Origin of the sequence: Promicromonospora panici (genome assembly GCF_900608595.1) — a bacterium.
Taxonomy (GTDB): Bacteria; Actinomycetota; Actinomycetes; order Actinomycetales; family Cellulomonadaceae; genus Promicromonospora; species Promicromonospora panici.
Window position 1 is genome coordinate 166562 of record NZ_UWYY01000014.1, and the last position, 26951, is coordinate 193512.

General features: G+C 68.5%; 15 protein-coding genes. 9 read left to right on the top strand and 6 right to left on the bottom strand.

Going from position 1 to position 26951, the window contains the following annotated elements:
- Positions 1–451 precede the first annotated feature (451 nt).
- The gene (gene rfbA, locus EW117_RS17735) at positions 452–1315 is read right to left on the bottom strand and encodes a glucose-1-phosphate thymidylyltransferase RfbA (protein WP_129788035.1); all 864 of its coding nucleotides are present in this window, start codon (positions 1313–1315) and stop codon (positions 452–454) included.
- A gap of 420 nt (positions 1316–1735) precedes the next feature.
- On the opposite strand from rfbA, the gene EW117_RS17740 reads away from it, so the two are divergent.
- The 6 genes from EW117_RS17740 to EW117_RS29480 are packed head-to-tail and all read left to right on the top strand — an operon-like array spanning position 1736 to position 13531.
- On the top strand, positions 1736–3499 hold the full coding sequence (locus tag EW117_RS17740; RefSeq protein ID WP_129788036.1) for a glycosyltransferase family protein: 1764 nt from the start codon (positions 1736–1738) through the stop codon (positions 3497–3499).
- 7 nt (positions 3500–3506) lie between these two features.
- Positions 3507–4757, top strand: coding sequence for a UDP-N-acetyl-D-mannosamine dehydrogenase (gene wecC, locus EW117_RS17745; RefSeq protein ID WP_129788037.1), 1251 nt, complete (start codon positions 3507–3509; stop codon positions 4755–4757).
- Positions 4754–8464, top strand: coding sequence for a glycosyltransferase (locus tag EW117_RS17750; RefSeq protein ID WP_129788038.1), 3711 nt, complete (start codon positions 4754–4756; stop codon positions 8462–8464). Before wecC ends, EW117_RS17750 begins: the two co-directional genes overlap by 4 nt.
- Positions 8461–9444, top strand: coding sequence for a rhamnan synthesis F family protein (locus EW117_RS29475; protein ID WP_165362746.1), 984 nt, complete (start codon positions 8461–8463; stop codon positions 9442–9444). The genes EW117_RS17750 and EW117_RS29475 overlap by 4 nt, the downstream gene beginning before the upstream one ends.
- The gene (locus EW117_RS17760) at positions 9441–12785 is read left to right on the top strand and encodes a glycosyltransferase (RefSeq protein WP_129788039.1); all 3345 of its coding nucleotides are present in this window, start codon (positions 9441–9443) and stop codon (positions 12783–12785) included. Before EW117_RS29475 ends, EW117_RS17760 begins: the two co-directional genes overlap by 4 nt.
- Positions 12786–12790: 5 nt before the next feature.
- Positions 12791–13531, top strand: a complete 741-nt coding sequence (locus EW117_RS29480) for a sulfotransferase family protein (protein ID WP_165362747.1) — start codon at positions 12791–12793, stop codon at positions 13529–13531.
- Position 13532: 1 nt separating this feature from the next.
- Here EW117_RS29480 and EW117_RS17770 read toward each other — a convergent pair whose 3' ends face one another.
- Genes EW117_RS17770 through EW117_RS17790 form a run of 5 tightly spaced genes read right to left on the bottom strand, consistent with a single transcriptional unit; the run spans position 13533 to position 23511 of the window.
- On the bottom strand, positions 13533–15749 hold the full coding sequence (locus EW117_RS17770; RefSeq protein WP_129788041.1) for a DUF5722 domain-containing protein: 2217 nt from the start codon (positions 15747–15749) through the stop codon (positions 13533–13535).
- On the bottom strand, positions 15746–18328 hold the full coding sequence (locus tag EW117_RS17775; protein ID WP_129788042.1) for an alpha-L-rhamnosidase: 2583 nt from the start codon (positions 18326–18328) through the stop codon (positions 15746–15748). The genes EW117_RS17770 and EW117_RS17775 overlap by 4 nt, the downstream gene beginning before the upstream one ends.
- Positions 18325–21402 carry a glycosyltransferase family A protein gene (locus EW117_RS17780; protein WP_165362748.1) on the bottom strand — a complete coding sequence of 1026 codons (3078 nt, stop codon included), beginning with the start codon at positions 21400–21402 and terminating at the stop codon, positions 18325–18327. The genes EW117_RS17775 and EW117_RS17780 overlap by 4 nt, the downstream gene beginning before the upstream one ends.
- Positions 21403–21439: 37 nt before the next feature.
- Entirely contained in the window at positions 21440–22666 is a 1227-nt protein-coding gene (locus tag EW117_RS17785) for a rhamnan synthesis F family protein (protein ID WP_129788044.1), read from the bottom strand.
- Between the two features lie 38 nt (positions 22667–22704).
- Positions 22705–23511, bottom strand: a complete 807-nt coding sequence (locus EW117_RS17790) for a rhamnan synthesis F family protein (RefSeq protein WP_165362749.1) — start codon at positions 23509–23511, stop codon at positions 22705–22707.
- Between the two features lie 297 nt (positions 23512–23808).
- Between EW117_RS17790 and EW117_RS17795 the strand changes: the two genes are divergently transcribed.
- From EW117_RS17795 to EW117_RS17805, 3 genes are all read left to right on the top strand, one after another.
- Positions 23809–24804: a rhamnan synthesis F family protein gene (locus tag EW117_RS17795; protein WP_129788046.1), complete on the top strand. Its 996-nt coding sequence runs from the start codon at positions 23809–23811 to the stop codon at positions 24802–24804.
- Positions 24805–24812: 8 nt separating this feature from the next.
- On the top strand, positions 24813–25844 hold the full coding sequence (locus EW117_RS17800; RefSeq protein WP_129788047.1) for a hypothetical protein: 1032 nt from the start codon (positions 24813–24815) through the stop codon (positions 25842–25844).
- Between the two features lie 100 nt (positions 25845–25944).
- Positions 25945–26922: a glycosyltransferase family 61 protein gene (locus EW117_RS17805; RefSeq protein ID WP_165362750.1), complete on the top strand. Its 978-nt coding sequence runs from the start codon at positions 25945–25947 to the stop codon at positions 26920–26922.
- The last annotated feature ends 29 nt before the right edge of the window (positions 26923–26951 follow it).

Here is a 26951-nt window from a genome sequence, read left to right on the forward strand (position 1 = left end):
CGGCTTCGTCCACGGCGCCGGCGCGGGACGCTCCCGTGGAACGGCGACGAGACGGCTGGGGACCGGCCATACCGGGTCGGGCGACCCGGGTTTTCGCAGTGGCAGGACTTTCGCATTCTCCCCGGTATTCTTTCCGGATTGCGTACTTCTAGACGGGCTGCCGGTAGGCGGGAACACCGGCGCGTCCGCCCACTTGTCGCCCCATCCAGGATGTGTCACGAGACCTCCTGATGGCTCTGTCCGCGCGGTACGCGTTACGTTACCTGCGACCCGCCGGACGGGCGCGGCGGAATTCAGCAATTTGCATTTACCCGCCGCCATGGCGGGCCCATTCCCGTCTACACCCAGAGGGCGCTTGGTCAAGGCAAAGTAATATCTGGTAGAACGACGCCGCACCTACCACAGATTATGAGAGGGGCATCTTTTATAGCGCTCACGGTGCGGTACCGGGTCAGGCCTCCAGCAAGCCGAGCAGGTACGCGCCGTAACCGGACTTCATCAGCTTCGCCGCACTGGCGCGCAGCTCATCATCGGACAGGAAGCCGCGACGCCAGGCGACCTCCTCCGGCGCGCCGACCTTCATGCCCTGCCGGCTCTCGATCGTGCGCACATAGTCCGAGGCCTCCAGCAGTGAGTCGAACGTCCCGGTATCCAGCCATGCAGTGCCCCGGGGAAGGACCTCGACCTGAAGCTTTCCGCGGTCCAGATAACACCGGTTGACATCGGTGATCTCGTACTCGCCTCGCGCCGACGGTTCCAGACCCTTGGCGATCTCGACCACGTCGTTGTCGTAGAAGTACAGCCCCGGCACCGCATAGGGCGACCTGGGACGCTTCGGCTTCTCCTCCAGGGAAACGGCCCGGAAGTCCCGGTCGAACTCGACGACGCCGTACGCCGTGGGGTCGGCCACCCGGTAGGCGAACACCGCGCCCCCGTCGATCCCGTCGAACCGCGTCAGCTGTGTGCCGAGGCCGGGGCCGTAGAAGATGTTGTCGCCCAGGACCAGCGCCACCGAATTTGCCCCGAGGAACTCCTCACCCAGCACGAGCGCCTGCGCCAGCCCGTCGGGCGACGGCTGTCTCGTGTAGCTGATCGAGATACCGAACTGCGACCCGTCACCCAGCAGCCGCTGGAACTGGTCGGCGTCGTGCGGGGTCGTGATGATCAGGATGTCCCGGATGCCCGCGAGGATCAGTGTCGACAGCGGGTAGTAGATCATCGGCTTGTCGTAGACGGGCACGAGCTGTTTGCTGACGCCCTGCGTGATCGGGTGGAGTCGGGTGCCAGAACCTCCAGCGAGAATAATTCCGCGCATATGGGGATCCTCTCGATATTCGAGTAATGAGGTCCAATGCCACGCGGCCAGCGTACGTGGCAGGGCTTGAGAGGTCCCGCCGAATCCAGGATTCTCCCTCGCCGTCCGCTCCTCCTCGCCCCTACCGCCAGGTTCACGACAAATGTCGGCGCAATTCACCGAGAACCTTTCAGAGTGCTTGAATCGGCCCAGTGGTATTTACTGTTGCGCAGGTAAGCGCGTCCCGAACGCTGGGCAGCCCCCCGGGGTCGGGGTGCCCGTTTCCGAACGTACGGGGGCGTCGTGAACCACCAGCGTGCGACCGGTTTCGCAGCATTGCGTCGTTCCCTGTGGCATGTTCGCCGCGGCGGTCTCGCCCAGCTCCGCACTCACCTCCGTCGGCAGCGTGTCCCGCTGGCCGGGCACTCGAGCGGCGCGCACATGACCCGGAAGGGCCTCACCTTCGACCCGTGGCCGACTGCGCGCGGCGGGTCCGGGCAGTCGGCGTCCGGTCTCCGTGTGGGCGTCATCCTGGACGATTTCTCCCGGCTGGCGTTCGCACCCGAGTGGGACCAGGTCGCGGTGACGCCCGCCTCGTGGCGCGGCGACCTGGACGCAGGGCTGGACCTGCTGTTCGTCGAGTCCGCGTGGCACGGCAACGGCGACGCGTGGCAGTACCACCTCACCGGCCCGACGGCGCCGCGGCCCGCCCTGCTGGAGCTCGTCGAGGCGTGCCGTGCCGCGGGAGTGCCCGCGGTCTTCTGGAACAAGGAAGACCCGGTCCACTTCGCTGACTTCCTCGACTCGGCAAAGTTGTTCGACCGTGTGTACACGACCGATGTGGGCCGGGTGCCGGCCTACGTCGAGGCGCTCGGCCACGACCGCGTCGGTGTGCTCGAGTTCGCGGCGCAACCCGCGATCCACAACCCGGTACGGCTCCACGGCGAGGGCCCGCAGCGCGACGTGGCATTCGCCGGGACGTACTTCGCGCACAAGTATCCCGAGCGGCGCGAGCAGATGGACCTGCTGCTCGGGGGCGCGCTCGACGCGTCGCCGAAGATGGCGCACGGCCTCGAGATCTTCTCCCGCTTCCGGGGCAGGGACGAGACCTACCAGTTCCCGCCGCCGCTGGACCGGCGGGTGGTCGGCTCGCTCGACTACGACCGGATGCTCACCGCGTACCGGGACTACAAGGTCTTCCTGAACGTGAACTCGGTGGTGGACTCCCCGAGCATGTGCGCGCGGCGGATCTTCGAGATCACCGCGAGCGGGACGCCGGTCGTGTCGACGCCGAGCGCCGCGGTCGGAGAGTACTTCCCGGGCGACGAGGTGTTCGTGGTCCCGGACCGGAACTCGGCCGCGTCGACGGTGCGGGCGCTGGTCCGGTCCCCGGAGCTGCGTGATCGCGCGGTACACAAGGGGCAGCGCCGGATCTGGCGGGAGCACACCTACTCGGCTCGCGCAAAGAAGGTGCTCCACGCGGTGGGTCTTGCCGATTCCCCGGCGGTCCCGCGACCGACCGTGACGGCCCTGGTCTCGACGAACCGTCCGCATCAGCTCGACCATGTGCTCGAGCAGCTCGGCGCGCAGGAAGACGTGAACCTGCAGGTCGCGCTGCTGACGCACGGGTTCGAGATCGAGGAGGCCGATGTCGGGGCACGCGCCAAGGATGCGGGTGTGCAGGAGCTGGTCCTGCTGTCCGCGGGCGCCGAGGTGCACCTGGGCGAGTGCCTCAATCTCCTCCTCGATGCCGCTGACGGTGACGTGATCGCCAAGATCGACGACGACGACCTGTACGGCCCGCAGTACCTGTCCGATCAGCTCTACGCGATGGCCTACTCGGGTGCGGACGTGGTGGGCAAGCAGGCGCACTACATGTATCTCGCGGGCCACGACCTGACGATGCTGAGGTTCGCCGACCGCGAGCACCGGTACACGGACAGAGTCATGGGCCCGACGATCGTCGCGCGCCGGGCGCTGGCCGCGCAGGTGCGGTTCGCCGCACTCCCGCGCGGCGAGGACACGACGTTCCTGCAGGACGTCGTGTCGGCCGGGGGCAGGGTGTACTCCGCCGACCGGTTCAACTTCGTCCAGGTGCGCGGCGCCTCCGGCGCTGGACACTCCTGGGACGCGTCAGACATCGAGCTGCTCGCGAGCGGCTCGGCCACCTTCTACGGACGTGCGACTGCGCACGTCATGTTCTGAGGTTCGCATGGGAATCAACAAGGTCGGCGTCATCGGCCTGGGCTACATCGGGCTCCCCACTGCCGCGATCCTCGCGGACAGCGGTCTCAGCGTGACAGGCATCGACGTCGACCTCGACACCGTGGATGCCGTGAACCGCGGCGAGGTGCCCTTCGTGGAGCCGGACCTCGCGGGGTATGTCAAGGGCGCCGTCGCCGCCGGGAGACTCCGCGCTGCGCACGCGCCCGAACCGGCCGACGCGTTCATCGTCGCCGTGCCGACGCCGATGATGGGTGAGCACGAGCCCGACCTGAGCTACGTCCGGGCCGCGGCCAAGGTGCTCGCGCCGACGCTGACCGGCGGGGAGCTCGTCATTCTCGAGTCGACGTCGCCGCCCGGCGCGACCCGGCAGATGGCTGGCTGGATCCTCGACGAACGTCCCGACCTGAGCCTGGATGCTGCCGACGACAAGCCGATGATCCACGTGGCGTACTGCCCCGAACGCGTGCTGCCCGGACGGGTCATGGTCGAGCTGGTGACCAACGACCGGATCATGGGTGGCCTGACGCCGGAGGCGGCCGAGCGGGCGCGCGACCTGTATCAGGTGTTCTGCCAGGGCGAGATCCTGCTGACGGACTCTGTCACCGCCGAGATGACGAAGCTCGTGGAGAACTCGTTCCGCGATGTCAACATCGCGTTCGCCAACGAGCTGTCCGTGATCGCAGACCGGATCGGCGTCGACGTGTGGGAGCTCATCCGCCTCGCGAACCGCCACCCGCGCGTGAACATCCTGCAGCCCGGACCGGGCGTGGGTGGGCACTGCATAGCGGTGGACCCATGGTTCATCGTCGACGTCGCGCCCGAGAAGGCGCGCCTCATCCGGACGGCGCGCGAGGTGAACGACGCCAAGCCCCGCTGGGTGCTGCACAAGGTGCTGGACGCCGTGGCCGGATCCGCGTCGCCGGTGATCGCCGCCTACGGCCTGGCGTTCAAGCCGAACATCGATGATCTGCGCGAGTCGCCGGCGGTCGAGATCGTGCGCGAGATGGCAGCGACGTTCCCGAATGCGGAAGTGCTCGTGGTGGAGCCGCACGTGGACGCAGTGCCGGTCCAGCTCGCGGAGTTCGGCAACGTGCGGCTGGTCGATGCCTCCGAGGCACTGGCGAGGGGCGATGTCCAGGTACTGCTGGTGGACCACGCAGCCTTCCGTGGCCTGGCGGAGGACCTCGCGCGGCGGCGGCTGATCGACACGCGCGGGATGACGGCGGCACCGCGGTGAGCTCGACACGCCGTCGTGCCCTGCTCGCGAGCATGCTCCTGTCGGCATGCATCGTCCTTGTCGTCGTGGCAGTGGCCGCTCAGGGTGACTTGCGCCGGGTCGCGGCGGCACTGCTGGTAGCTGTGGGGGCGAGCACGACTGCGGCGCTGATCATCGTCCGCTCCGCGAGGCGGATCCTCGCGGCGCAAGGGCGGACCGAGCGCCGGGCGGCCGAGCACCACAAGCGCGCCTCGGTCTGGAACTTCCGGCTGACGCGAGCTCTCGGTCTCGGATCGGCGCCCGCGCGCGACGCAGACTCACCCGCAGGCAACGAGGCAACGCGGCACCAGAGTCTCCTGGCGACGGCACTTCCGGAACGGGGATGGCTCGCGGCCTACGCACTGGTCATAACAGTTCTCGCGGCCTCCGCACCGGCTACGGCAGGCGATCTGCGCCGGCTCGTCATCACGCTGCTGTGCGCGGTCCTGGCTGTCGGCGCCGTGGGTGCGGTAGTGCGGGTTGCCGAACGCCGCGTTCTGGACAGGCAAGAACGCGTCGAGCGGACGCTCGCCGGATATCACAAACGCGCCTCGGTCTGGAACTACCACCTGTCGCAGGCACTGGGCATCGCACAGGACGGCCCTGCGACCCCAGCGAAGCTGGTTGACGTCGTCGGCCTCGACGGTGCCGGACCATTACATGTGAAGCGGCACGCAGGTGCGCGCAGCCTCCTCGACGGGGGTGTGTTCGACGCCGAGTACTACTCGGCGCTGGTGGACGCCGAGTTCGCGTCGTCTCTGGACGCGGCGTCGCACTATCTCGCCGTCAACGCTCGGTACGGACTCGAGCCGACGCCGTTCCTGGACCGGTCGAGCATGCCGACCGAGGTACGGCGGGCACTCGCCAAGGGCGATCCGGAGCCGCTCCTGTCGTTCCTGCGCTCGGCCGAGGTCTTTGACGGACCGCTGAGCCAGTTGTTCGACGCACGTCAAAGCGCCGTCACGCCGGGCGAGGCCGCCACGCACCCCGGCGGCGCGCTCGGAGCCTTTCTTGCTCGGGCTGGAGCGTCCGCCGAGCTGCCCGTCGATCCCGGGGCGCCGAATGACGGCACACATGTGCTGGACGTGCGCTCGGCGCTCTTGCGGCATGCTCGGGACACGCGGGCCGCTGCCCGCTTGCTGGGCCCCCGGCTCCTGGATACCTGGGACAGCGCGGCCGAAGCGGGCTGGATCTCTCGGGCGCGCGCGGCAGTCACGGGCGACCTACCTGTCGTCAGCGTCGTGCTGCCCGTGCGGGACCGTGCTGATCTGGTGGTCACAGCGATCCGTTCCGTGCAGGCGCAGAGCCACGAACGATGGGAGCTCGTCGTCGTCGACGACGGCTCCACCGACCCGACCGCTTCCCGAGTGAGGGCGCTGGCGGCGGAGGACGGCCGAATCAGGCTCATCACCGGTACGGGTCGGGGCGTCTCGAACGCGCGCAACCTCGGTCTGGAGCATGCGACGGGCACCTACGTCGCCTTCCTGGACAGCGATAACACCTGGGTGCCCGAGTACCTGGAGCTCATGCTGGCGGTTATGGTCCGCGACGACCTCGGCGCCGCATACGCCGCGACGGCGCTGAAGTTGGCCTCGGGTACGCGCTATCGCGCCTTCTCCGGCGGTCTCGACCACCTGCTGGTGCTCAACCATGTAGATCTCAACGTCTTCATGGTCAGGGCGGACGTGCTGCGGCACGCCGGGCGGTTCGACGAGGGCCTGCGCCGCTGGGTCGATCACGACTTCGTGATCCAGGTGGCGAAGGTGACCGAACCGGTGCTGCTTCCGTTCATCGGTTGCCGGTACGACGACTCCGGGGAGGCCGACGACCGGATCACGGTGCGCGAGTCGGAGCACTGGCAGTGGGCCGTGCTCGGCAAGCACTGGACCGACTGGGACGCCGCACCGGCCCCGGTGCCCGGCCGCCTGTCCGTGGTGATCCCCACCTATGACGACAGCCGGATGACGACGAGCGCCGTCATGAGCGTGCTCCGCGACGCCGACGCGTCGGGTCTGGACGTCGAGGTGGCCGTGGTCGACAACGGGTCCCGGGTCGACGTCGGACAGGAGCTCCTGGCCCGGTTCGGCGTCGGCGGCCGCGTGCGGTACCGGCGCCTTCCCCGCAACTTCAACTTCGCGATCGGCTGCAACGTCGGGGCAGCGATGGCGTCCGGCGAGCTGGTCCTGTTCCTGAACAACGATACCGAGGTGCGTCCCGGTGCCCTGGCTCTTCTCATGGCAACGATGTCCGACCCGGAGGTGCTCGGAGCGCAGCCCCTGCTCGTCCACCGTGACGAGACCATCCAGACAGCGGGCACCGTCTTCACTGCCAGGGACGCATTGCCGAACCACCTGCTCGCCGGCCATCCGACCACCGACGCACAGCACCTCCGCGACGCGACGTTCGACGCCGTGTCCGCCGCTGCTCTGGTGATGCGGGCGGCGGACGTACGAGCGCTGGGCGGTTTCGACCCGGTCTTCGTCAACGGCATGGAGGACGTGGATCTGTGCCTCCGGGCACGTCGGGACATCGGCGGGCGGTTCGTGGTAGTGCCTGCGGCGGTCGTGACCCACTTCGAGAGCAGGACGGCCGGGCGCAGCGCCGACGTCGCCGAGAACCGCCGCCTGTTCCTCGACCGGTGGCGGGGTGCACTGCCCGGACCCCAGGACGGCCTCTTCCGCGCGGCCGGGTTCGCCGTGGCGCATGTCGGTACCGACGGTCACCAGGTCCCGGGTCCGCGACCGGTCGTGGTGCGCGATCCGCAGGACCACCGCACACGCTGGGGGATCCACATCGCGAGTCCCGGCGGCGCGCACGGCGACAGGTGGGGCGACACCCACTTCGCCGAGGCGCTCCGAGATGCGCTGGAACGGGCCGGCCAGGCCGCCGTCGTCCACCGCCGACAGGCACGGGAGACACCCGCGGCGGCATACGACGATGTCAGCCTGGTGATTCGAGGGCTCGACCGGGTCCGGCCAGTGCCGGGCAAGGTCAACGTGCTCTGGGTGATCAGCCACCCGGACGACGTCTCCGTCGATGAGGTCCGTGAGTTCGACCTCGTCTTCGCGGCGTCCTACGCATGGTCGAGGAAGATGACCGACCGGTCGGGGCGCCAGGTGCGTCCTTTGTTGCAGGCGACCGCCCCGGAAAGGTTCACCAGCGACGTCGAACCCGTGCCGCACGGTGTCCCCGTCTTCGTGGGTGGGGCGCACGCGGGGCGCACGCGCTGGATGGTGAACGCCGCGGTCGAGGCGGGCGTCCCGCTGGCCGTCTACGGCAGCGGATGGGACGGGCTCCTGCCGGACGGCGTCCTGCGCGGGCAGTACGTGGGCAACCACGAGCTCGCCGCCCACTACCGCGGTGCGACACGGGTCCTCGCCGACCACTGGGAGCTGATGGCGCGCGAGGGCTTCCTGCAGAACCGTCTTTTCGACGCGGTGGCGACCGGGAGCCGGGTCGTCTCGGATTCGGTCGACGGCGTCGAGGAGGTCTTCCAGGGGGCGGTGCAGACCTGCCAGGACGGCGCCGAGCTGGCCGCACTGTGTGGTGCGGAGGGGGACGAGAGGTTCCCCAGCGACGAGGAGATGCAGAAGATCGCCGCGCACGTTCGTACCCACCACTCGTTCGACGCACGCGCGCAGGAGCTGGTCGAGGCAGTCGCGGCCGTGCGGTCGGGAGGTATTTCATGAGCCTGCTCGTGGTGCTGGCGCACTTCGACGTCGACCGGACGCTGCGCGCCCACACTCGTCGGACGCTGGAGAACTACGCGTCGGCGGCCGACCGCGTGGTCGTGGTGTCGACGTCGGGCATCCAGGACCGCGCCGCCGAGGGGCTGCCGGCCAACGTCGAGATCGTGGCCCGGGGCAACTTCGGGTACGACTTCTACAGCTACAAGTGGGGGCTGGACGTCGTGGGCGACTACTCCGACTACGAGCGGATCCTCCTCGCCAACGACAGCTTCGTCGGACCGACGGTGCCGGTCGGAGCGATCGTCGAGAGCGCGCAGTGCCAGTCGGTCGACATGATGGGTATGACGCTCTCCCAGAGCCACGGGACGCACGCCCAGAGCTTCTTCCTCACCATGAACCAGCGCGTCGCCCGGTCCAACGCGTTCCGCCGCTTCTGGAAGGACATGGTGCCGGTCTCGGACCGGACCAAGGTGATCGCGTCCTACGAGGTGGGTATCTCACGGGCTGTGCTCGGCGCGGGCTTCACGGTGGGTGGCTACCTGCAGCCGAGCACCGCTGAGGAGGCCCTCGCGCGGCGGCGGTTCGAGCACCAGTCCCATGTGCGCCTGCACATCGACCTGACCGAGACGCTGGTCGGCGAGACGTACGTGTGGGACGACGCCCAGCTGAACAGGTACAACCCGGTGGTGGCACTCGCAGACCGCGTCCTGCTCGGCGACCGGCTGCCCCTGCTGAAGTTCGACACGCTCCGCTTCGACCCCTACGAGCTGGGTGCGACCCGGCTGCTGGCGGAGTGCGAGCGGCTGCTTCCGGAGCAGTTCGACGGGGTTCGAGCCTTCCTGCGCGAGACCCGCGCGCAGTACCCGTTCCGGCGGGGTGAGAACAACATCCTGGTCTCGGAACGGTCGCTTCGTGAGACCGGACGTGGATACCTGATGGATGAGGCCTTCATGGCGCTGGCGGACGGGGAGCACCGGTGAAGTCACGACAGATCGTCATTGCCGGGGCGCTCGCCGCCGTGCTCACCCTGGCGGTGATCGCCGCCGCCGCGATCTGGGAGCGAACACCCTTGGTGGTTCTGGCGGCTCTGGTGGGTCTCCAGCTGGCAGTCGTCGTGCTCCTGCTCGATACGCGGCACAACTTGAGCGTCCGGCTGTACGACACGTCGCGCAAGCTCGAACGGCTGATCACGCACCGCAGTGCTCGGTCGGCCAAGGGCGAGGGCGCGCCCGCAGCTACGGAGGCAGTTTCGGGTCCCACGACAAAGACCGCGGGCACATCGGACGTCCGGCTCGTCCTCGCATCCAGGATCTTCGACCTCGAATGGTACGAGGCACAGGTGGGCCTCCAGTTCGACGACCTCGAGACCGCCGTCCGGCACTACCTCGACATCGGGGACCGCACGGGGGCTTCGCCGCACCCGCTGTTCTCCCCGGCGTGGACCCGTCAGGCTGGTCGGAGCCAGCTCATCGAGTACCTCCGCAACGGGGAGAAGCGGTGGGGTGCGCCCACCTCTCCGGTCTTCGACCCCGCGCTGCTCGACGAGAGCCTCTCGGTCGGCAGGTACGGACCGCTCGCGTCGTTCCTGCTCCATCGTGGCGACGACGACCCCCTCCCGTACGACGGCGGAGCGGCTGACCGACTGACCCCCCGGGACGTGCGCGCACTGCTGCTGGAGTCGCTCGACGGCTGGCGTGACCGCGACAGCGACGTCGCCCCGGCCCGCGGGAGCGTGGATCCCCCTGAGCCGGACGAGGCACTGCGCGAGGCCCTGGAGCGGTTCGATGCGACTGCGGGCGAGGTTCCGCTGGTGAGCGTGATCCTGCCGACGTGGAACCGGGCGAGCACGCTCGCGGCAGCTGTCGCGTCGGTGCAGGCACAGTCGTACGAACGTTGGGAGCTCCTGGTCGCCGACGACGGCTCCACGGACGACACCGCGCTCGTGCTGGAGGCGCTGGCCGAGCGCGACGAGCGCGTCCACGTCCTCTCCCTGCCGCACGCCGGGGTGAGCGCGGCGAGGAACGCGGCCCTCCGTGTGGCACAGGGCGAGTGCGTCGCGTTCCTGGACGCCGACAAGGAGTGGGAACCGGAGTTCCTGCGCACGATGCTCGCGTGGCTGACCTCGTCGGGGAAGCGCACGGCGGCCGCCGTGTCCGCGGTCACCCGGGCGGGCCACACCTTCTACCGCAGCGCGCCGGCCACTGACCGTTCGATGTGGGTGGGCAACACGATCGACCAGACCGCGATCGTCGCGTCGCGCGAGCTCGTGGAGCAGGTCGGAGGCTTCGACGAGACCCTACGTCGCGCTGTGGACTATGACCTGGTGCTCTCGCTGTTCGAGCTCGAACCCATCGAGATCGTCCCGTTCGTCGGCGTCCGGTACAGCGAGGACGACCAGGACCCCCACCGGGTCAGCGAGTCCGAGTCGGTCGCGTGGAACTTCTGGGTCGCCGACCGGAAGGGGTGGACGACCCTGTCGGCACAGCGGAGGGTCTCCGGCCTCGTGAGCGTCGTTGTGGACGACGTGCGGTCGCACGCCCAGGCGCAAGCGCTCCTGGAGAACCTGGACGCGCACAGCAACGGGCTCGACGTCGAGTTCTTGCTGGTGCCGCGGGACAACGCCTGGCCACTCGCTCGTGAACTCGCGCTGCTCGCCCCACGCGATCCACGAGTGTCTCTCGTCCCGGTGCACCACGACGTGTCCCGGACGTTGAACGTGAACCGGGCGCTGCGGGCGGCTCGCGGGGACCGCGCCCTCGTCATGTCCGCGGTACAGCGCTTTGCATCGGGCGACCTGGCGACCCTGCTGGACCCGCTGGAGGACCCGGACGTCGCGGCGACCCACCCCGTCACCCTCGACGCGACGCGGCTCGTGCAGGACGCCGGCGTCGTCTACGCCGAGCACGGTACGGATCCCGTGCCGTTCCTCGACGGGCTACCACCGGACGGTCTCGGGCTGGACGGTACGCCCGTCGCGGTGCCTGGCGCGCCCCTGCCGCTGGCTGCCCGGACGGCGGACATCCTGGCGGTGCATGGAATGAGCACCCGGCTGCTCAGTCTCTGGGCCGATGTCGATCTCGCCCAGCGCCTCGCGCGGCACACGGGTGGGTCCGTGCGGCTGGTGACCGACACGGTGGCGGAGAGTACGGAGGAGACTCGGTTCGGCCGGGCGCACGCTACGGCGGCCGACGTCCGGACCTTCGCCGAGCTGTGGCCCGATCCCCCAGCCGGATCCCGCGCCGTCTGGACAGCGGCCGGGCGCGCCCCGCACTTCACGGGTCTTGCTTCCATGTCCGTCCCGGGCGAGCCCGAGCGTTGGTCCCGCGGCTTGTGGCTGCCCGGTGGTGACCGAGCCACGGTGCACGAGCGCCCGCCAAGGCTGCGCTGGTCGGTGAAGACGGCGGCTCCGGCCGATGACCGCGCCCGGTCGTGGGGTGACTTCCACTTCGCGGGATCGCTCGCGCGGGCGCTCGGCGCGCTCGGCCAGGACGCGGTGGTCGACTACCAGCCGAACGCCGAGCGACCCACCGGCTCGCTGGACGACGTGGCGGTGAACCTCCGCGGGCTGCGGCCCATCGGGCTGCCCGCGGACGCCACCAGCATCGCGTGGGTGATCAGCCACCCGGACGACGTGACGGCCAAGGAGCTGGCGGCCTACGACCTGTGCTACGCGGCGAGCTCCACCTGGTCGGCCTGGATGACCGAACAGTTCGGCGTGGGCGTCACACCGCTGCTGCAGTGCACCGATCCCGAGCTGTTCTACCCGGACGACTCCCCGGTTCCTGAGGTGACCGGAAAGGTCCTCATGGTCGGCAACTCGCGAAAGCAGTACCGCCCGGCCGCATGGCACGCGTCTCGCTCGGGGCTCCCGGTCGCGATCTACGGTGGCGACTGGGAGGGTCTGGTCCCCGACGAGACGATCGCGGGGCAGTACGTCCCGAACGACGAGCTGCGTCGTTACTACCGCAGCGCGGCATGGGTCCTGAACGACCACTGGGCCGACATGCGCGCGAGCGGGTACCTGTCGAACCGGATCTTCGACGTCCTCGCGTCCGGTGGACGGCTGCTCACCGACGACGTCGCCGGGCTCGCGGACGTGTTCCCCCGCACCGCGGCGCTACCCGAAGGGCTCGCCGTGTTCGAGTCGCCCGTGGAGCTGGTGAACCTGTTGGAGAAGGGCGCGGCGGGCTATTACACCGAAGAAGGGCTCGCGGCGACGTCCGAGCTCGTGCGTCGCGAGCACAGCTTCGCGGCGCGAGCCCAGGTCATGCTGGACGACGTGCTGCGCCACCGAAAGTCCGGAACGAGGGAGAGCGGCTGACGCCCATGGCCGACCACCTCTTCATCATGGGCCTCGGCCGTTCCGGGACGACCGTACTGGCGCAGGTCCTCAACCAGCACGGTGAGATCGCCATGGGCATGGAGCGTTTCAAGAAAGCATGGCCCGACCTGAGCGCGCTCACCCCCGCCCACTTCACGAGAGAGCGGTTCTTCGATTTCTCCGACGAGATGACCAACATCGCGCCGTGGCGTCCGGAATGGCGGGACTACTACGCGCGGATCGACGAGAAGTTCGATCGCGTCCGATACGTCGGAGACAAGATCACCAACCTGTTCGTCCTGAAGCTCCTGACGAGCTTTCCCCAGGGCCAGGTGGTCGTGATCGCGCGGGACCTCGCTGCCACGGCCGCCTCGTGGGATGCGCGGGCCAAGAACCCGGCGGATGTGAACTGGCCGGCAAAGAACGACGGCGTGGCGGCCATCCGGTTCTGGAACGATGCGCTGCACAAGACGATCCGGGCGGTGTCGCAGCATCCGGGACAGGTGCACGTGGTGGAGTACGAGCGCGTGTTCTCGGACCCAGAGGCCACGTCGCTGCGGCGGCTCAGCGCGGCACTCGGGCTGGAGTGGGACGAGGGGATCGATACCGCGTTCAGCGCGGCGCACGCCATCTACGCCGAGAGAATCGTGGGAAAGGTGCGGAGGCTCGACGACGACCTGCAGGCACGGATCGACCGGGACGCCGACACGACAGCGTGGAAGGCCGTGCTCGACCTGACCCTCTGAGCTAGCCCGTCAGCCGCACGTTGTCCACCCAGAACGGACCGTCCCAGGTCTGGTTCGTCGAGCCGCGGACCCAGACCTTGATGCGGACGATCGGCTCCTCAGCGTTCCAGGTGCTCAGGTCGAGTCGGACGGTGTGCCAGTCGGCGTCGGAACCGATCGCGACGGTTCCCTGCGCGACGGCACCTTCCGCACCGTAGACCCGTACGCGGACGTGCCGGGCACCGACCTGTGCGTCGGCGGGTGCCCGCACGTCGAGCGACAGCGCGGTCTCCGGGCCTGTTGTCACGGGCGCGGGCAGCGGCGCCTCGACACCACGCCACAGCTGCGCCAGGTCGGACACGAACTGAAGGTCGCGCGGTACATCAGCCCGCAGCATCGTGCCCTCGGCGCTCACTCTGCTCACCGCGTCGGATGCCCGCCAGCCGTCGACGCCGTCGGAGAAGTCCGCCAGCCCCGTCGCTGCCGGAGCCGGTGAGGTGGCCTGTGCGCTCAGCGACGCGGGGAGCGGCGTGGGCTCGGTCCGGACGGCGAGTGCGCCGGGGTCCCAGCCCGCCACGGCGTCGCCCCAGTCGTCGATCCCGATCACGTCGAGCGCGAACGCCGTGGACTCCAGGGAACGCTTCGTGTCGATGGCCTGAAAGACATGACGGATGAGCCTCGGCTGGTACGGCGCCGCGGGCTCGGACCGGGACAGGTCGCGGTTCCACAGGCCGAAGCGAAGCCCGCTCTCGGTCAGGTGGTCGATGTGCCGCTGCAGGATGAACGCGTCGATGCCGTCCAGGAAGGCCACCTTGTAGTAGAGGTACGCGAAGCAGGCGGCCTGGAGCCGCTGGGCCCGGTCGGAGTCGTCGGCTGCGTGGCAGCCCTGCTCGGACAGGATGATCCTGCGAGGGCTGCCGCGATAGGCCAGCTCGGGTTGCCGGACGTAGGCGTCGAGCAGCTCGATGTTCCGCGGCGTGATGCGCGGGGTGGTGGCGACGTCGTCGGTCGCCTTGGTGTCCTGCCAGAATGCCGGGTCCTCGAACTTCTCGGGGTACGTATGGTGCGCGACGTTCCAGGGGTAGTCGCCGTGGGCCTTGGTCAGGCGGTTGAGCCCGTCGAGGACCTCCTTGCCGGGGTAGTAGCGCAGCGGCTGGTCCGCGTGCCCGGAGGGACGCCGCCACGAATGGGTGAGCGACACGTACACCCGCGGCTCGGAGTAGGCAGTCCGCGCGGCGAGGTAGGTGAGGCGGAGGGCTCGTTCGTAGGAGCCCAGGAACTCCCGAAGCGTCTTCTCGCCCATGTTCTGCCAGCTCCACTGGGCGTCGATCTCGTTTCCGACGATGAACCCGGTCGCCCGGCCGTATCTCGCGTCCTGCCGGGTGTAGCGCTCCGCGAGGAACGCGACCGCCGCCGTGTAGGCCGCGGTGCCGCGAGCGGTCACCGTGTCGAACGCGTAGACCTTTCCCGCGCCGGGTACCGCGTCGGGGTGCCTCAGCAGGGGCCACGCGGAGCCGGCGCGCTGATCCTCCCGGAGCAGAAGGATCAGGTTGACCACGGTGCCGTTCGCCGACATGGGCCGGATCTGGCGGTCGAGGCGGGCCAAGGACTCCGAGGAGAACCAGTAGGTCTTGCCCTCCCACTCGAACGGGACCGACCGGTCCAGCCCTTCGTCCCGTACCTGCATCACCCGGTTGAGCGAGACGTTCACCGTCGCGTGCCCGATGCCGAGGATCTCCGCGTCGGACGTCACCTGGCTCTGGAGCCCCTTCTTGGTAGGCGGCGTCGGATAGGGATAGGCGTTCGTCGGCGTGATCACCAGGTCGTCAGCGAAGTGGTGGCTGCCGAGCGCCTTCCCCTCGACGACGGCGCGGTAGGCGTCGTCATAGGTATCGGTGTCGTCCGGGGGGTGCGCGACGGTCACTGAGAACGTGCCGTCAGCCGCGGCCTCGGCGTCACCGACGGGTTCGCGGACGGACCAGGCGGCAGGGTTCTCGTAGGGCTCCGATGCGTACACCCGGACGGTCTCTCCCGGTGGGGCGCCGCCGCTGACGACAACTGAATCGTCAGTGACGGTGACGTGCTCAACGCCCGTGGGCGCGACCTGATCGGGACGGGTCATGAGGACGACGGCCACGATCCCGAGTGCGAGCACGACGGCGCTCAGGACGAGCAGCCGCCAACGGGCGGTCGCGGGGTGTGGCGTCGCGGGCTGGGCCGGCGGAACGGTTCCGCTCACGTGGTCCCAGGCAGGGCGATCGCGAACTCGTGCGAGCCAGGCCCGACGGGGAAGGACCGCCCGTCAGGACTCCGCACCACACCCGACGTACCCTGCGGCAGGCGCACGCTCATGCGGATCCGGCCCGCGGGCTCGCGTTGCCACCCGGCCTCGATCTCCCCGTACGGGCTGTCGTGCCGAGTGGTCGCCCCGTCGAGCTCGTCGGGCAGCAGCGGGGCGATCGACACCGTCCGGTAGCCCGGTGAGGTGGGCTCGAGCCCACCGATCCTGCGGTGCATCCAGTCGGCGACCGCGCCGAGCGCGTAATGGTTGAACGACGTCATACCGGGATTGTTGACGGTGCCATCGGGGCGCAGGCTGTCCCAGCGTTCCCAGATGGACGTGGCGCCCATGGTCACGGGATACAGCCACGACGGGCAGCTGGTCTGGAAGAGCATGCGGAAGGCCAGGTCGGAATGACCGGCATCGGTCAGGGCGTCCAGGATCAGGGGTGTTCCGACGAAGCCGGTGGAAACCGTGAAGTCGGCGTCCCGGACCCTCCGGGCCAGGTGCTCCCCCGCGGACTTGCGGAGGCCCGAGTCGGGCAGCAGGTTCCAGCACAGGGCCATGGCGTAGGCCGTCTGAGAATCACTCTGGATGCGGCCGTCCTGCTCGACGAATGCTCCGGCGAACGCCCGTCGTGCCCGGGCCGCGAGATCCGCGTACCGTGCGGTGGTCCCCGGTTCGTCCAGGACATTTCCGGTCAGGGCGACAAGCTCTGCCGAGCGCGCCAGGTGAGCGGTGGCCACGATGTGCGGCGGGCACTGCGCGGCGGCGGGGTTGTCGGCCGGGGCGGCCGGGTCGAGCCAGTCCCCGAACTGGCCGCCCCCGTCCCAGATGAGATCATCACCGGCCAGCTCTGCCTCCCGGTCGACCCAGGCACGCATGGACCCGAGCTGACGGCGCAGCAGACCCGCGTCACCGAACCGTTGGTAGACGACCCAGGGGACGACGACCGAGGCGTCGCCCCACGCTGCCGCGGCGGGTTCCGCGTGGCGCAGGACGTCCGGCACCACGAACGGGACCCCGCCGTCGGGGTGCTGCTCGGCGGCGAGGTCGGCCAGCCAGCCGGAGAGGAACGCTCCGACGTCGAACAGGTAGGCGGCGGTAGGCGCGAAGACCTGGATGTCGCCGGTCCAGCCCAGCCGCTCGTCGCGCTGCGGGCAGTCGGTCGGCACCGCGAGGAAGTTGCCGCGTGCGCTGCGCACCACGTTCTCGTGGAACCTGTCCAGGAGCTGGTGCCCGCTGCGGAACCAGCCCGTGCGGTCCAGGTCCGTCCCCAGGACGACGGCGGTCACGTCCTCGGGACGGAGGCCGCCGACACCGGATACCTCGGCATAGCGGAACCCGTGGAACGTGAGACCGGGCTCCAGCGTCTCCGTGGCTCCGCCTGCAAGGTGGTAGGTGGCCGTCGCGCGGGCCGAGCGCAGCGGCTCCGTACACAGCCTGCCGTCCTGCAGGATCTCAGCGTGCCGGACGACGACGCGGTCGCCCGGCCGCCCGTCCCGGACCGTGAGCTGTACGCGGCCCACGAGGTTCTCGCCGAAGTCCACGATCACGCGTCCGGCATCATCGACGGTGCAGGTCTGCGCGGGAACTGTGCGCAGCACCCGGACCGGTGGACGGTCCGCCGGCCCGATGCGGCCGAGATCCTCGTCCAGGACGTCCACCTTGCCGGAGGAGTGCTCGGGTGTGTCCAGCAACCGCAGGTCGGTCTCCTGGCCGTCGTAGAGATCGTCCCGGAGCACGTGGCTCGGGCGGGACGCCCAGGAGGCGTCAGTGACCACACGTTCCGTCGGACGGTCCGCATAGGTGAGCTCGAGCTGGGCGAGCAGCGCCAGCCGGTCCCCGTACAGGTCACGCTTGCGCAGGTTCGTCAGATGGCCCCGGTACCAGCCGTTGCCCAGCAGCGCCGAGATCTGGTGCCGCCCAGGGGTGAGCAGAGCGGTGACGTCGTACGTCTGGTAGCTGAGCCGGTGCTCGTACGAGGTCCATCCCGGCGCCAGCACGCCGTCGCCCACGGGGCGTCCGTCGATCCGTGCCTCGTACACGCCCAGCGCCGACGCGTAGAGGCGGGCATCGACGAGACCCTCGTGGACGGTGAACCCCCGGGAGAGCAGGGGTGCGGGCCCGTCGAGGCTGTCGTCCGCCGGGCTGATGAAGCGTGCGGACCAGTCCTGGGGCGAGGCGAGGGCCATCTCGAACCGGCCCGGGTCGGACCAGGCGGTCCAGGAGATCTGTTCGTCACCCGGCGCTCGGCCTCCCGCACGGATCTCGACGACCGCGCGGTCCCGGGCGCCGAGTGGGCTGCCCGGCCAGGGAACGAGAACCTGATCGGTGCCGCGTACGAGCTGGACCGCGCTCGGACCGCCGTTCAGAGAGGTACGGAGCTCGTACCGGTCCTGACGCCAGCCTGGCGCGGCCTGCTCCACCCGCCAGGAGAGACGAGGCGCCGCAACCTCCGTCACGACAGGCTGAGCCGAAGCGGCCCGCAGCGGCAGGTGCTCGATGCGTACGTGCGTGGTGACCGGGGCCGTCATGGTGCCTCGGAGCCGGTCAGCGTGCGGGCGCCGGCAGACGCGCCGTTCGGTGAACCGGTGGTGACGGCCTCGATCAGCGTCCGGGCCCTCGCGTCGAACGAATGGTGTTCCGCGATCTCCGCGGCGACCTTGGCCTTTCCCGAGTCGGTCGGGTAGTAGCAGAGCGAGTCGAGCGCGTAGGACCAGGCCAGTTCGAGCCAGTTCCGATAGATCGCCACGCGACCGCCGAGAACTTCATCGAGACCCGCCACCTCGTCGGACAGAAGGTTGCCGCCCGCGGCGAGGACGTCGAACACCTGGGACGAGATCAGGCCGAGGTCGCGGAGCTCGGGCCGATGATCGACGGTCACGTAGTGCGCCGTCTGGTAGACCTCTCGCAGCTCGTCCAGGCTTCGGATGGGGTCACCGATGTACTGGGGAGGGATCTGTTCGTCCCAACCGCGGCCGTGAACCCGGAAGCGGCCACCGACCCGGAAGGACTGATGGATCGATCCGTACACGGATACCTGCCGCCAGGACTGTGGGTCGCCGACGTGCACCGACGTGATGTCCGGCACGGGAAACGCGGACGTGACGAAGAATTTCTCCGGATCCGTACAGTTCAGCAGCGGTCGGACGGCGATGCGTTCCCGGGTCCACAGCTGCTTGCACCACAGCGGTGCGGCGGAGAACGCGTGATCGTATCCGCGCACGCGGTCCGGGTCGATACGGTCGACATCGTCGGTGGCCCAGAGCACGGTCGTGGCCGTGGCGGGGAGCGGCGGCTCCGTCACACCGTCGAGATCGACCGCGACGTCCGCGTCAATGGTGAAACCGGTGCTACGGCCGTCCTGGACAGCGGCCACCTGCCCGGCGCGCCGCAGGGCCGCCGCGAGCGACTCCGCGAATTCCACCGGCCCTGCCGGAGCATCCGACGCCCCACCCGAACGCGGGACGATCAGCCAGCGCCTTTGGTCTGGGTGCTCGGTGACCTGGAACTGCCCGGACAACCACATCGTCGCGGCGGCCCCGCCGGACCAGTGCGATGCTCCATGGACGTGCGGTGTGAGATTCCATCTTTCGAACGGGAAGGTGATTGTCGGGGCCTTGGGCCACGCGCCGCGGAATGTGCGGATGTCGTGCTTGGTGTCGGTGTCGGTGTCGTGCCGCTGGGCCCGGTGCGCTACGACAGTGGCGCGGACGCTGCTGGACAGCACGCAGCCGGCAGCGACCCTGGCAGAGATTCTCCGCACGATGTCGTCCCCGAGCCACAGGCGGTCAAGGCGGGAGTCGAAGCCACGCACTGCCCGGACGTCGGACGTGCGGAGCACGAGCGGGAAGCCCGCCGACGGGGCGTCGACACCGTCGAGGTCGCCGAGGGCGGCGAGCGGGTATCCACGGAGAGCCGGCACGGGTTCCGTCGTTCCGCCGGGGTAGAACGATCCGGCGTCGACCAGCAGGCCGTGACTGTCCACCACGACCGGATGCGTCGGGACACCGGATTCACGGACCGTCGCCACCAGTTCCGCGAACGTCTCCGGAGCTGTCGTCAGGCGCTGCCCCGGGCCGACGACCATGAGGACTTCGCCTCGGGCTGCTCGGACGGCGCCGTTGAGGAGCAGCGCGTCCGTGGCTCGGACGTCCTGGATGACCGCGGTGGGGAACGGCTGGAGGTCGAGGAGCGCGGCAAGCTGGTCGAAAGCGGGACCACCGCAGCGCGTTGTGACGATGACCTCGTAGGAGATCGAGCCATCGGCGATCGCGACGGCTGCGGCGACCGACTCGAGGAGGTCACGCGGTACGGCATCGTGGACCACGAAGGTCGCGGTGACACGTTCTGCCGGGGCGTCGTACCGGTCCCATTCAGCACGGTCGACGACGTGCGAGCTCCAGGCGGGAACACCGGAACGGTGGACGGACGTGGTGTCCGGCCGGGTCGTGAGCACGGCACCAGGTACCGGCGGCGCGTCCGACTGCGCGAGCACCCGCTGTGCGAGTTCCACGGCATGGGCATCCCCGACGGTCGCGTCGAACCCGCCGAGACCGACCAGGAACTCACGGCGAACGACGAGGCCGGGCAGGACGCAGTCCCGCGGGTCGGTGAAGCACGGCGTACCTTCTGGCGTGACGGCGCGGGCCGCCTCCGCGTCCCGCAGCGCCCGCAGCATGCGGGGGGTGAACTCCTCCGACCAGGTGAACGAGCGGTCGCAGAAGGCGATCGCGTCGCCCGTAGCCGTCGCGATCGCCACATTGAGCGCATCGGCGAGGTCGGGCGAGTCGAGCGCCACGTAACGCACACGCGAATCGCGGGTGGCGACCGCCTCGACCGCCAGGGCGGCGTCCTCGACCTGGAACGGGTCCAGAACCAGGAGTTCCCAGGCACCGTGGCGTTGCACGGCCCGAGGTCCGGCGATGCGGTCGTAGACGTACCGGAAGTCGTTCCCGCTCTCCCGGACGACGAGGATGAACGTCAAGGTGCCGGGGACACGCTCCTCGGGGAGGCTGTCCAGCGGGGCGTCCAGCAGGCCGGACGCGATGTCGGTGTTCACGTCGCCGTCCAGCGCTCTACTGACCGCGCTCCAGGCGGCACCGAGTGTGATGTCCTCGGGCAGGCCGTGCCGTTCCGGGTCGTACGGCAGCACGGTTCCGGGATGGCACGACCCCAGGAACGCGGCGAGCGGTGTTGCCCCCGTCGGCACCAGGCCGTCGGGAAGCCTGATGGGGTCGAACAGCGGACTGGTCGAGAGTCGCCGGCTGAACGCAGGCTCCGTGAGGTAGCGGACAAAGGTTCGAAGCTCGCCGCCGTCCAGAATGTCCCGGTTGCGGCTGACCCAGGCGTGCGACCAGAGGGGGTGCGGGCTCAGCCCCCGGCCGCTTCCGGCGAGGACGTAGTGGAAGACGGCGTCGTACCCGGTGCCGAACTCCAGACCACACTGGAGCTGGTACCACTCCACGTCGAAGATCCCGGACATCTCGACATGGCGGATGTCGGAGAGCTCCTGGTCGGTCAGCTCGGGCCTGAGGATGGTGGGCGCGACGTCGTCGTCGGCCGGAATGTCGTCGGGGCCTTCGTAGGGGTTCTCCGCATCCGACATCGTGGAGCTCCTCCAGGTGGTTGGGCGGGGTGACCGGTCAGGAGAGCGGACGCATCGGGCTCTTGGTGGCGGGCGGGCGGACCCGGAACGGGTCGGGGTGACCATCCACCCTGACGGAGTACATGGTCCTGCCGGTCAGGGGTGGAACGAGACCGAAGAGCCGTTCGAGAGAGTGGGCGAGCATGCCGTCCGTTGCCAGAGGCTCCTGCTCGATCTGCGCGGTCGGGATGTCGTAGATGCTCTCGAGCGCGTCGAGGCGGGTCCAGAACATCGTGCCTGCGAAGAAGCCGTACTGCGCATAGAAGCCCTCGGCGAGAGCGACCGGGTCGAGCTGGGGAATCCGGCTGCGCAGCACCAGATTGAGGTTGTACATGTTCTCGCCGGCTGAAGCACCGTAGCTGAGCGGGTAGTAGTAGCGCTCAGGGCCGATGAGGCTGGTCTTCGGCTGCGCGAGGGCATCGAGCACCTGGTCCAGGACAGCCGGGTCTTCCGGGATCAGCGCACGGAGGATCGCGCGAAGCCAGGCCGGCCCGATCGTGCTGGTGGGCGACTTCTTGGTGTGCACCTTCAGCAGCGACTCGTAACCGCAGCGCTCCAGGAACGGCGCGACCCTGAGGAACGGCAGGATGTCCCGCCCGCGGTTCGGCACCACGAACACGCGGGCGTCCGGCCGCCGCGTGACGAGACCGGCGATCTCGGAGACCCGGTCCTCGGGGACGTCCACGAACAGGTCGTGGGGCACGTGTGCCATCCGTTCGAGATGGTCGAGCACCATCTCCAGGACGTCGCCGTAGAAGCAGTGGATCAGGACCGCTACCCGGGATGTGCGAGCCGCCCGCACGTCGGTCTCGACCTCAGGTGAGAAAGTCCTTGCGAAGAGCGCGTCGTCCTGTTCCGCGCTGCGTTCCTGATCCATTGCACGGTAGACGAAGGTGCGGTCCATCGTCACCGGGTTGAGTCCGGTCACGGAGCGCGGCTCGTCGTCGGTCGTGGTCACTTCGACCCCGAGGTGACGATGGTCCAGGTCGTCGAAAGTGAGCGGCTTGTCGAACCGAATCGAGAACCCTCGCCTGGTGGGCGTTCCGCGGCCTTTCCGGCGCGAGACCGTGCCGTACGACCACCGAAGCGCGTCATCGACCTCGAGGAACGCGGGGTGCGAGAGTTCCCACTTGAGCTCCTCGAGATCGGAGTCCGCACCTTCGGGTATGTACCCCGTGAGGAGAGTGCGGTCGGGAGACATGTTGTCGATGACGGCGAAAGGCACGTTGCTGGTCCAATCGGATGAGAGGGTCAGCGGCGGGGTCAGGTGCAGTAGCCCACCCCGTCGGCGAGGAGCTCGGGGGCATGTACCGCGCGTACCCGCTCGCGGCCCCGTGCGGGGAGGTCGAACGTAGCGTCGAGGCCTCCGAAGAGCTCGGGGTGTGCAAGCGATGCCTGGGCAAACAGCTGTGTGCCACCGAGCCGATACGGGTCGACGACCACCGCATCCACCCGGAGCATGGGAAGGCGGTTGCCCGAGACGAACTCATCGGCGTAGAGCACGCCGGAGTCGGCAGACTCTACGTCGGGAACAGGTGCATCGGCGCGGGCCGCCGACTCGCTGGGAGTGGTGAGCGACCATGCCCAGGCAAGGCGACGCTCTGCCCGTGCCAGGTCGGCCTCCTTCGGGCCGAAGTAGGGACCGGAACGGAAGCCGGCGTGCCCCAGAGCGTCCTGGAGCCGGGCTGCCGGCTGGGCCGACAGCGGCCCGTCCGTCGAGGGATCGAACTCCAGCCAGAACTTCCGGAACGCCGTCGACCGAACCACCGGGGCCTTGAACGCGATGAAATAGGGCTGGAGATGGTGGCGCGGCGTGAAAGCCTCCGTCATACCGATCACCTCGTAGCCCCTCGTGCGACGCGTATCCATGATCTCGGCGAGCGGGATCGAGGGACCGATGACCGAGTCGTCCACCAGCACGATCTCGTCGAAGTCGGCGTACTCACGGACGAGCTCCAAGCCCGCCTGATAGTTGGCGAACCGGTAACCCGGTCCGCGCCGATGCTCGAACTCCACTCCGGACGGGAGCACGTCGAGGTCGTCGAGCTCGGCGCCGGTGCGACTGATCACGACGATGCGGTCAACCTGCGGCCGGAGTTGTGCGACGGTGCGCGCGACGTATGGTCGTATGCGACGGTCCGAATCGTCGTGGGACATGATCACGAGGTTTGACACAACTGATAGCTCCGCGGGAAATCGAACCGAGGCCTGCCGGAAGGGTCTTCCAAGTCGGTCCCATTCTTAACATCTCCCGCAACAGCCAGCCACCGGATCACCCGGATTATCCGTTTACTGGCCGGATTACCCAGATCTCTCGAATAGCCGGATGAGTATTTCTCCGCTCGCAGGCACCGGAGGAGGACAGACGTGAGTTCGACTGCACAGCGAATCGGGGTGGTGGCGCATTTCGACTTCGACGGCGAGCTCGCCCCCTACGTGCGGAGGCTGGTGTCGGAGCTCCTGACGGTCTGCGAACGCGTGGCCCTTGTGTCGAGCAGCGGGATCGACCCCGGTGGGCTGGAGTGGGTGTCCGCGCAGCCGGATGTCATCTTCGTGGACCGGCCCAACGCGGGCTACGACTTCAAGAGCTTCCACGTCGGCCTGGAAGCGCTCGGTCCGCTTGATGGCACTGAGGTGGTCCTCTGCAACGACAGCTTCTTCGGGCCGTTGATTCCGTTCCGCAGTGTGATGAACCGGATGGCTGAGCGAGACGTCGACTTCTGGGGCATGACAGCCAGTGATGAGATCGAGCCGCACGTGCAGAGCTATTTCCTCGTCGTCCGGCCACAGGTGGTCGCGAGCCCGGCGTTCGCGGCATTCTGGTCGGCGCTCGGGACACCGGCGGACCGCGCGGAGGCTATCGAACGCGGCGAGATGCGGCTCTCGCGGTGGATGACCGACGCGGGCTTCCAGTTTGGCGCCTACTTCGAGCCGACCGAGCCACAGGTCTGGCTCGCCGTGCGCCGCTGGGCGTACTGGCAGCTGGCGGAGGATCGGCCCACGGCAGCGAAGTCCGACTGGGAGCGACTGGCCCAAGAGCGATTCCTCTCGGACGCGCGATATTGGTTCAATCCAACAGTGCTGCTCGCAGACGCTGCACTCGACGGCAGCCTGCCCGTCGTCAAGCTCGAGGCGGTCCGGGCCGATCCCGCAGGGCTGGGCGGTCGACGTCTGTTCGAATCCCTGGAGCGCACAAATCCAGGCGGACTCCCTGGTGGCGCCGAATACCTCCGGCGCACTGCGCGGCATTATCGAGACCGACAGTTCAATGGTCGTCCGGGTGACGATATTCTGCCCGTCCTCGAGATGATCAGCTATCGTGACCAACCGCCAGATAGACACGCTCTCAACCGGGCGAGATGATTCATCCCATGACAAAGGCGGTCGTAGTTCACGCTGGTCTTCCGAAGACGGGCACGTCTGCCGTACAAGGCTGGCTCAACACGAATCATGACGCTCTCGCAGCCCTCGGGATCGACTATCCCACACATCCCGTCGACGGAAACGGAGTAGGGATCGGCAATGCCGGTCGTCTTCTTGAGCGCGGCTCGGATGGCCGCCTGCACGTCGCGCCAACTCGGGTCCGAAACACACTGGATCGCTTCGCGTCCGGCCCGCACCACACTCTTCTGCTCTCCTCCGAGTTCTTCGGTTCGAAGGTCGGGCAGCTGGCCGACCTGTTGCCTGCCTCGACCCGCTTCGTCATGTACGTTCGGGATCCTATGGAGTTCCTCGAATCGGACTACAACCAGGGAGTGAAGCGCGCCGGGTTCAAGGCAAAGATCCGACCCGAGCCGAACGCCTACGGTGGATGGCTCGGCCACGGAGATCTCAAGCGGGCTCTCACCGACATATCTGCAGCCGAGATCCTTTCCGTTCGGCCCTACCACTCGAGTCTGTTCGAGGGTGGCAACATCCTGACGGATCTCTTCGCCGCAGCAGAACTACCCGCACCCCCCGGAGACATTCTTGGTCTCAGGCGCGTGAACTCCTCTTACACGCTGTCCGCCCTGGAGTTCAAGCGAACCGCAAATCATCTGCCTCTTGGCGACCTGACAAGAGACCTCGACCGCGTCCTCCAGCGCTGCCCCGCCGGCTACACGCGGTACACGCTCATCTCGCCTGCCGACTACTCCCGCCTGCGCCCCATGGCCGATGCCGAGTTCCGCGAGATTCGTGACCTTTTCGACGTGCACTCGCTGGAACCGCTGCGGAAGATCCTGGCGGACATGACGCCGGATCCGTTCTATCCGCAGGAGATCGCAACTGACGACCTCGAGGCCGTCGCCGGTTACGTATCCTCCGACCGGCCCGACGTTCTGGAGGCGCTCCGGGAAGTAGCCAGGGCGCATCCTGATGCGGTCCTTCCCTACCACGGGTTCCGCTCCGCGGTCGGCGTCTGAGATCGATACGGTGCCGGAACAGAGGGAAAGGGCAACGAGATTGCGGTGGTCACACCAGGACTTCCCCTTGATCCCCGATACGGAAATGGATGCACGGTGGGTGGACGACGCGATCGTCAGCCGGGCTGCCAGCGGATCCATCAACTGGAAGGAGCCGGCTCCGCGCTCCTGCATCCGCGGTGCCGTGTACACGGACAGCGGTGACATCGTCGATGACTCCGAGCGCCCCGGGGGCACCGGCAGTGATCTCCGCGTGGTCACGGTCAATCCGCGGCACCTTACGGGCAAAGAACGCAAGGAGGCCGCAGACCATGTGGTGCGCGGTCCTTGGCTCTACGCAGGATCATGGATGCAACAGTTCGGCCACTTCATCGTCGAGACCTTGCCGAACCTGTGGCCGCTTCTTCGTGACGAGGAGGCCGGCGCCGTTCGTGGCCTTGTTGCCCACAGGTTCACCTCGCGCCGTCGTCATCCTTGGCAGGATGCGATGGTCCGTCCGTTGATCGGCGAGCGGGAGATCCATGTGGTGGATTCGACACCAGCTACCTATGAACGGCTGATGATTCCATCGAGGCCCTATTTGTACAGGACGGCAATATCGCCCCGGGCAGCGGAAGTCTGGAAGTGCGTGGCCGACAGGATCGCTCCGGAGGATGCTTCCCATCCGTCCCGGGTCTTCCTGAGCCGCACGAGGTTCGTCGACTCCTTGCCGAAGGACGCGCCTGGTCGTGCCCGCTCGTATGCGAACTCTGGGGCCGTGGACGATCTCTTCCGGCAGCGAGGCTTCATGGTCGTCTACCCGGAGGAGCTAACAGTTGCCGACCAGGTAGGGCTGGTGCGTGACGCCGAGATCGTGGCCGGGGCGGGTGGATCCGCGCTCCATCTCGCGGCATTCATGCGGTCGGGACGGGTCATCGAACTCGGGGACAAGCGCTCCCGCACCAACCTCATAGCCACCCAGCGAGCGATCGCGGCAGTCAAGAGCCAGCTGATAGTCCATCTGCCATTTCATGCCGACTTCCGCGGAGCCTTCGACGTCGGAAGCCTTGACGAGCGGCTTGCTTCAATAATTGATTGATCTGGTCACCTCGCCCCGGATGGGACTCG

Bases quoted from the DNA above. Each gene is read 5' to 3' on its own strand.
- EW117_RS17780 (WP_165362748.1), bottom strand. From the start codon at position 21,402: ATGTCGGATGCGGAGAACCCCTACGAAGGCCCCGACGACATTCCGGCC.
- EW117_RS29480 (WP_165362747.1), top strand. From the start codon at position 12,791: ATGGCCGACCACCTCTTCATCATGGGCCTCGGCCGTTCCGGGACGACC.
- EW117_RS17775 (WP_129788042.1), bottom strand. From the start codon at position 18,328: ATGACGGCCCCGGTCACCACGCACGTACGCATCGAGCACCTGCCGCTG.
- EW117_RS29475 (WP_165362746.1), top strand. From the start codon at position 8,461: ATGAGCCTGCTCGTGGTGCTGGCGCACTTCGACGTCGACCGGACGCTG.
- EW117_RS17740 (WP_129788036.1), top strand. From the start codon at position 1,736: ATGACCCGGAAGGGCCTCACCTTCGACCCGTGGCCGACTGCGCGCGGC.
- rfbA (WP_129788035.1), bottom strand. From the start codon at position 1,315: ATGCGCGGAATTATTCTCGCTGGAGGTTCTGGCACCCGACTCCACCCG.
- wecC (WP_129788037.1), top strand. From the start codon at position 3,507: ATGGGAATCAACAAGGTCGGCGTCATCGGCCTGGGCTACATCGGGCTC.
- EW117_RS17800 (WP_129788047.1), top strand. From the start codon at position 24,813: ATGACAAAGGCGGTCGTAGTTCACGCTGGTCTTCCGAAGACGGGCACG.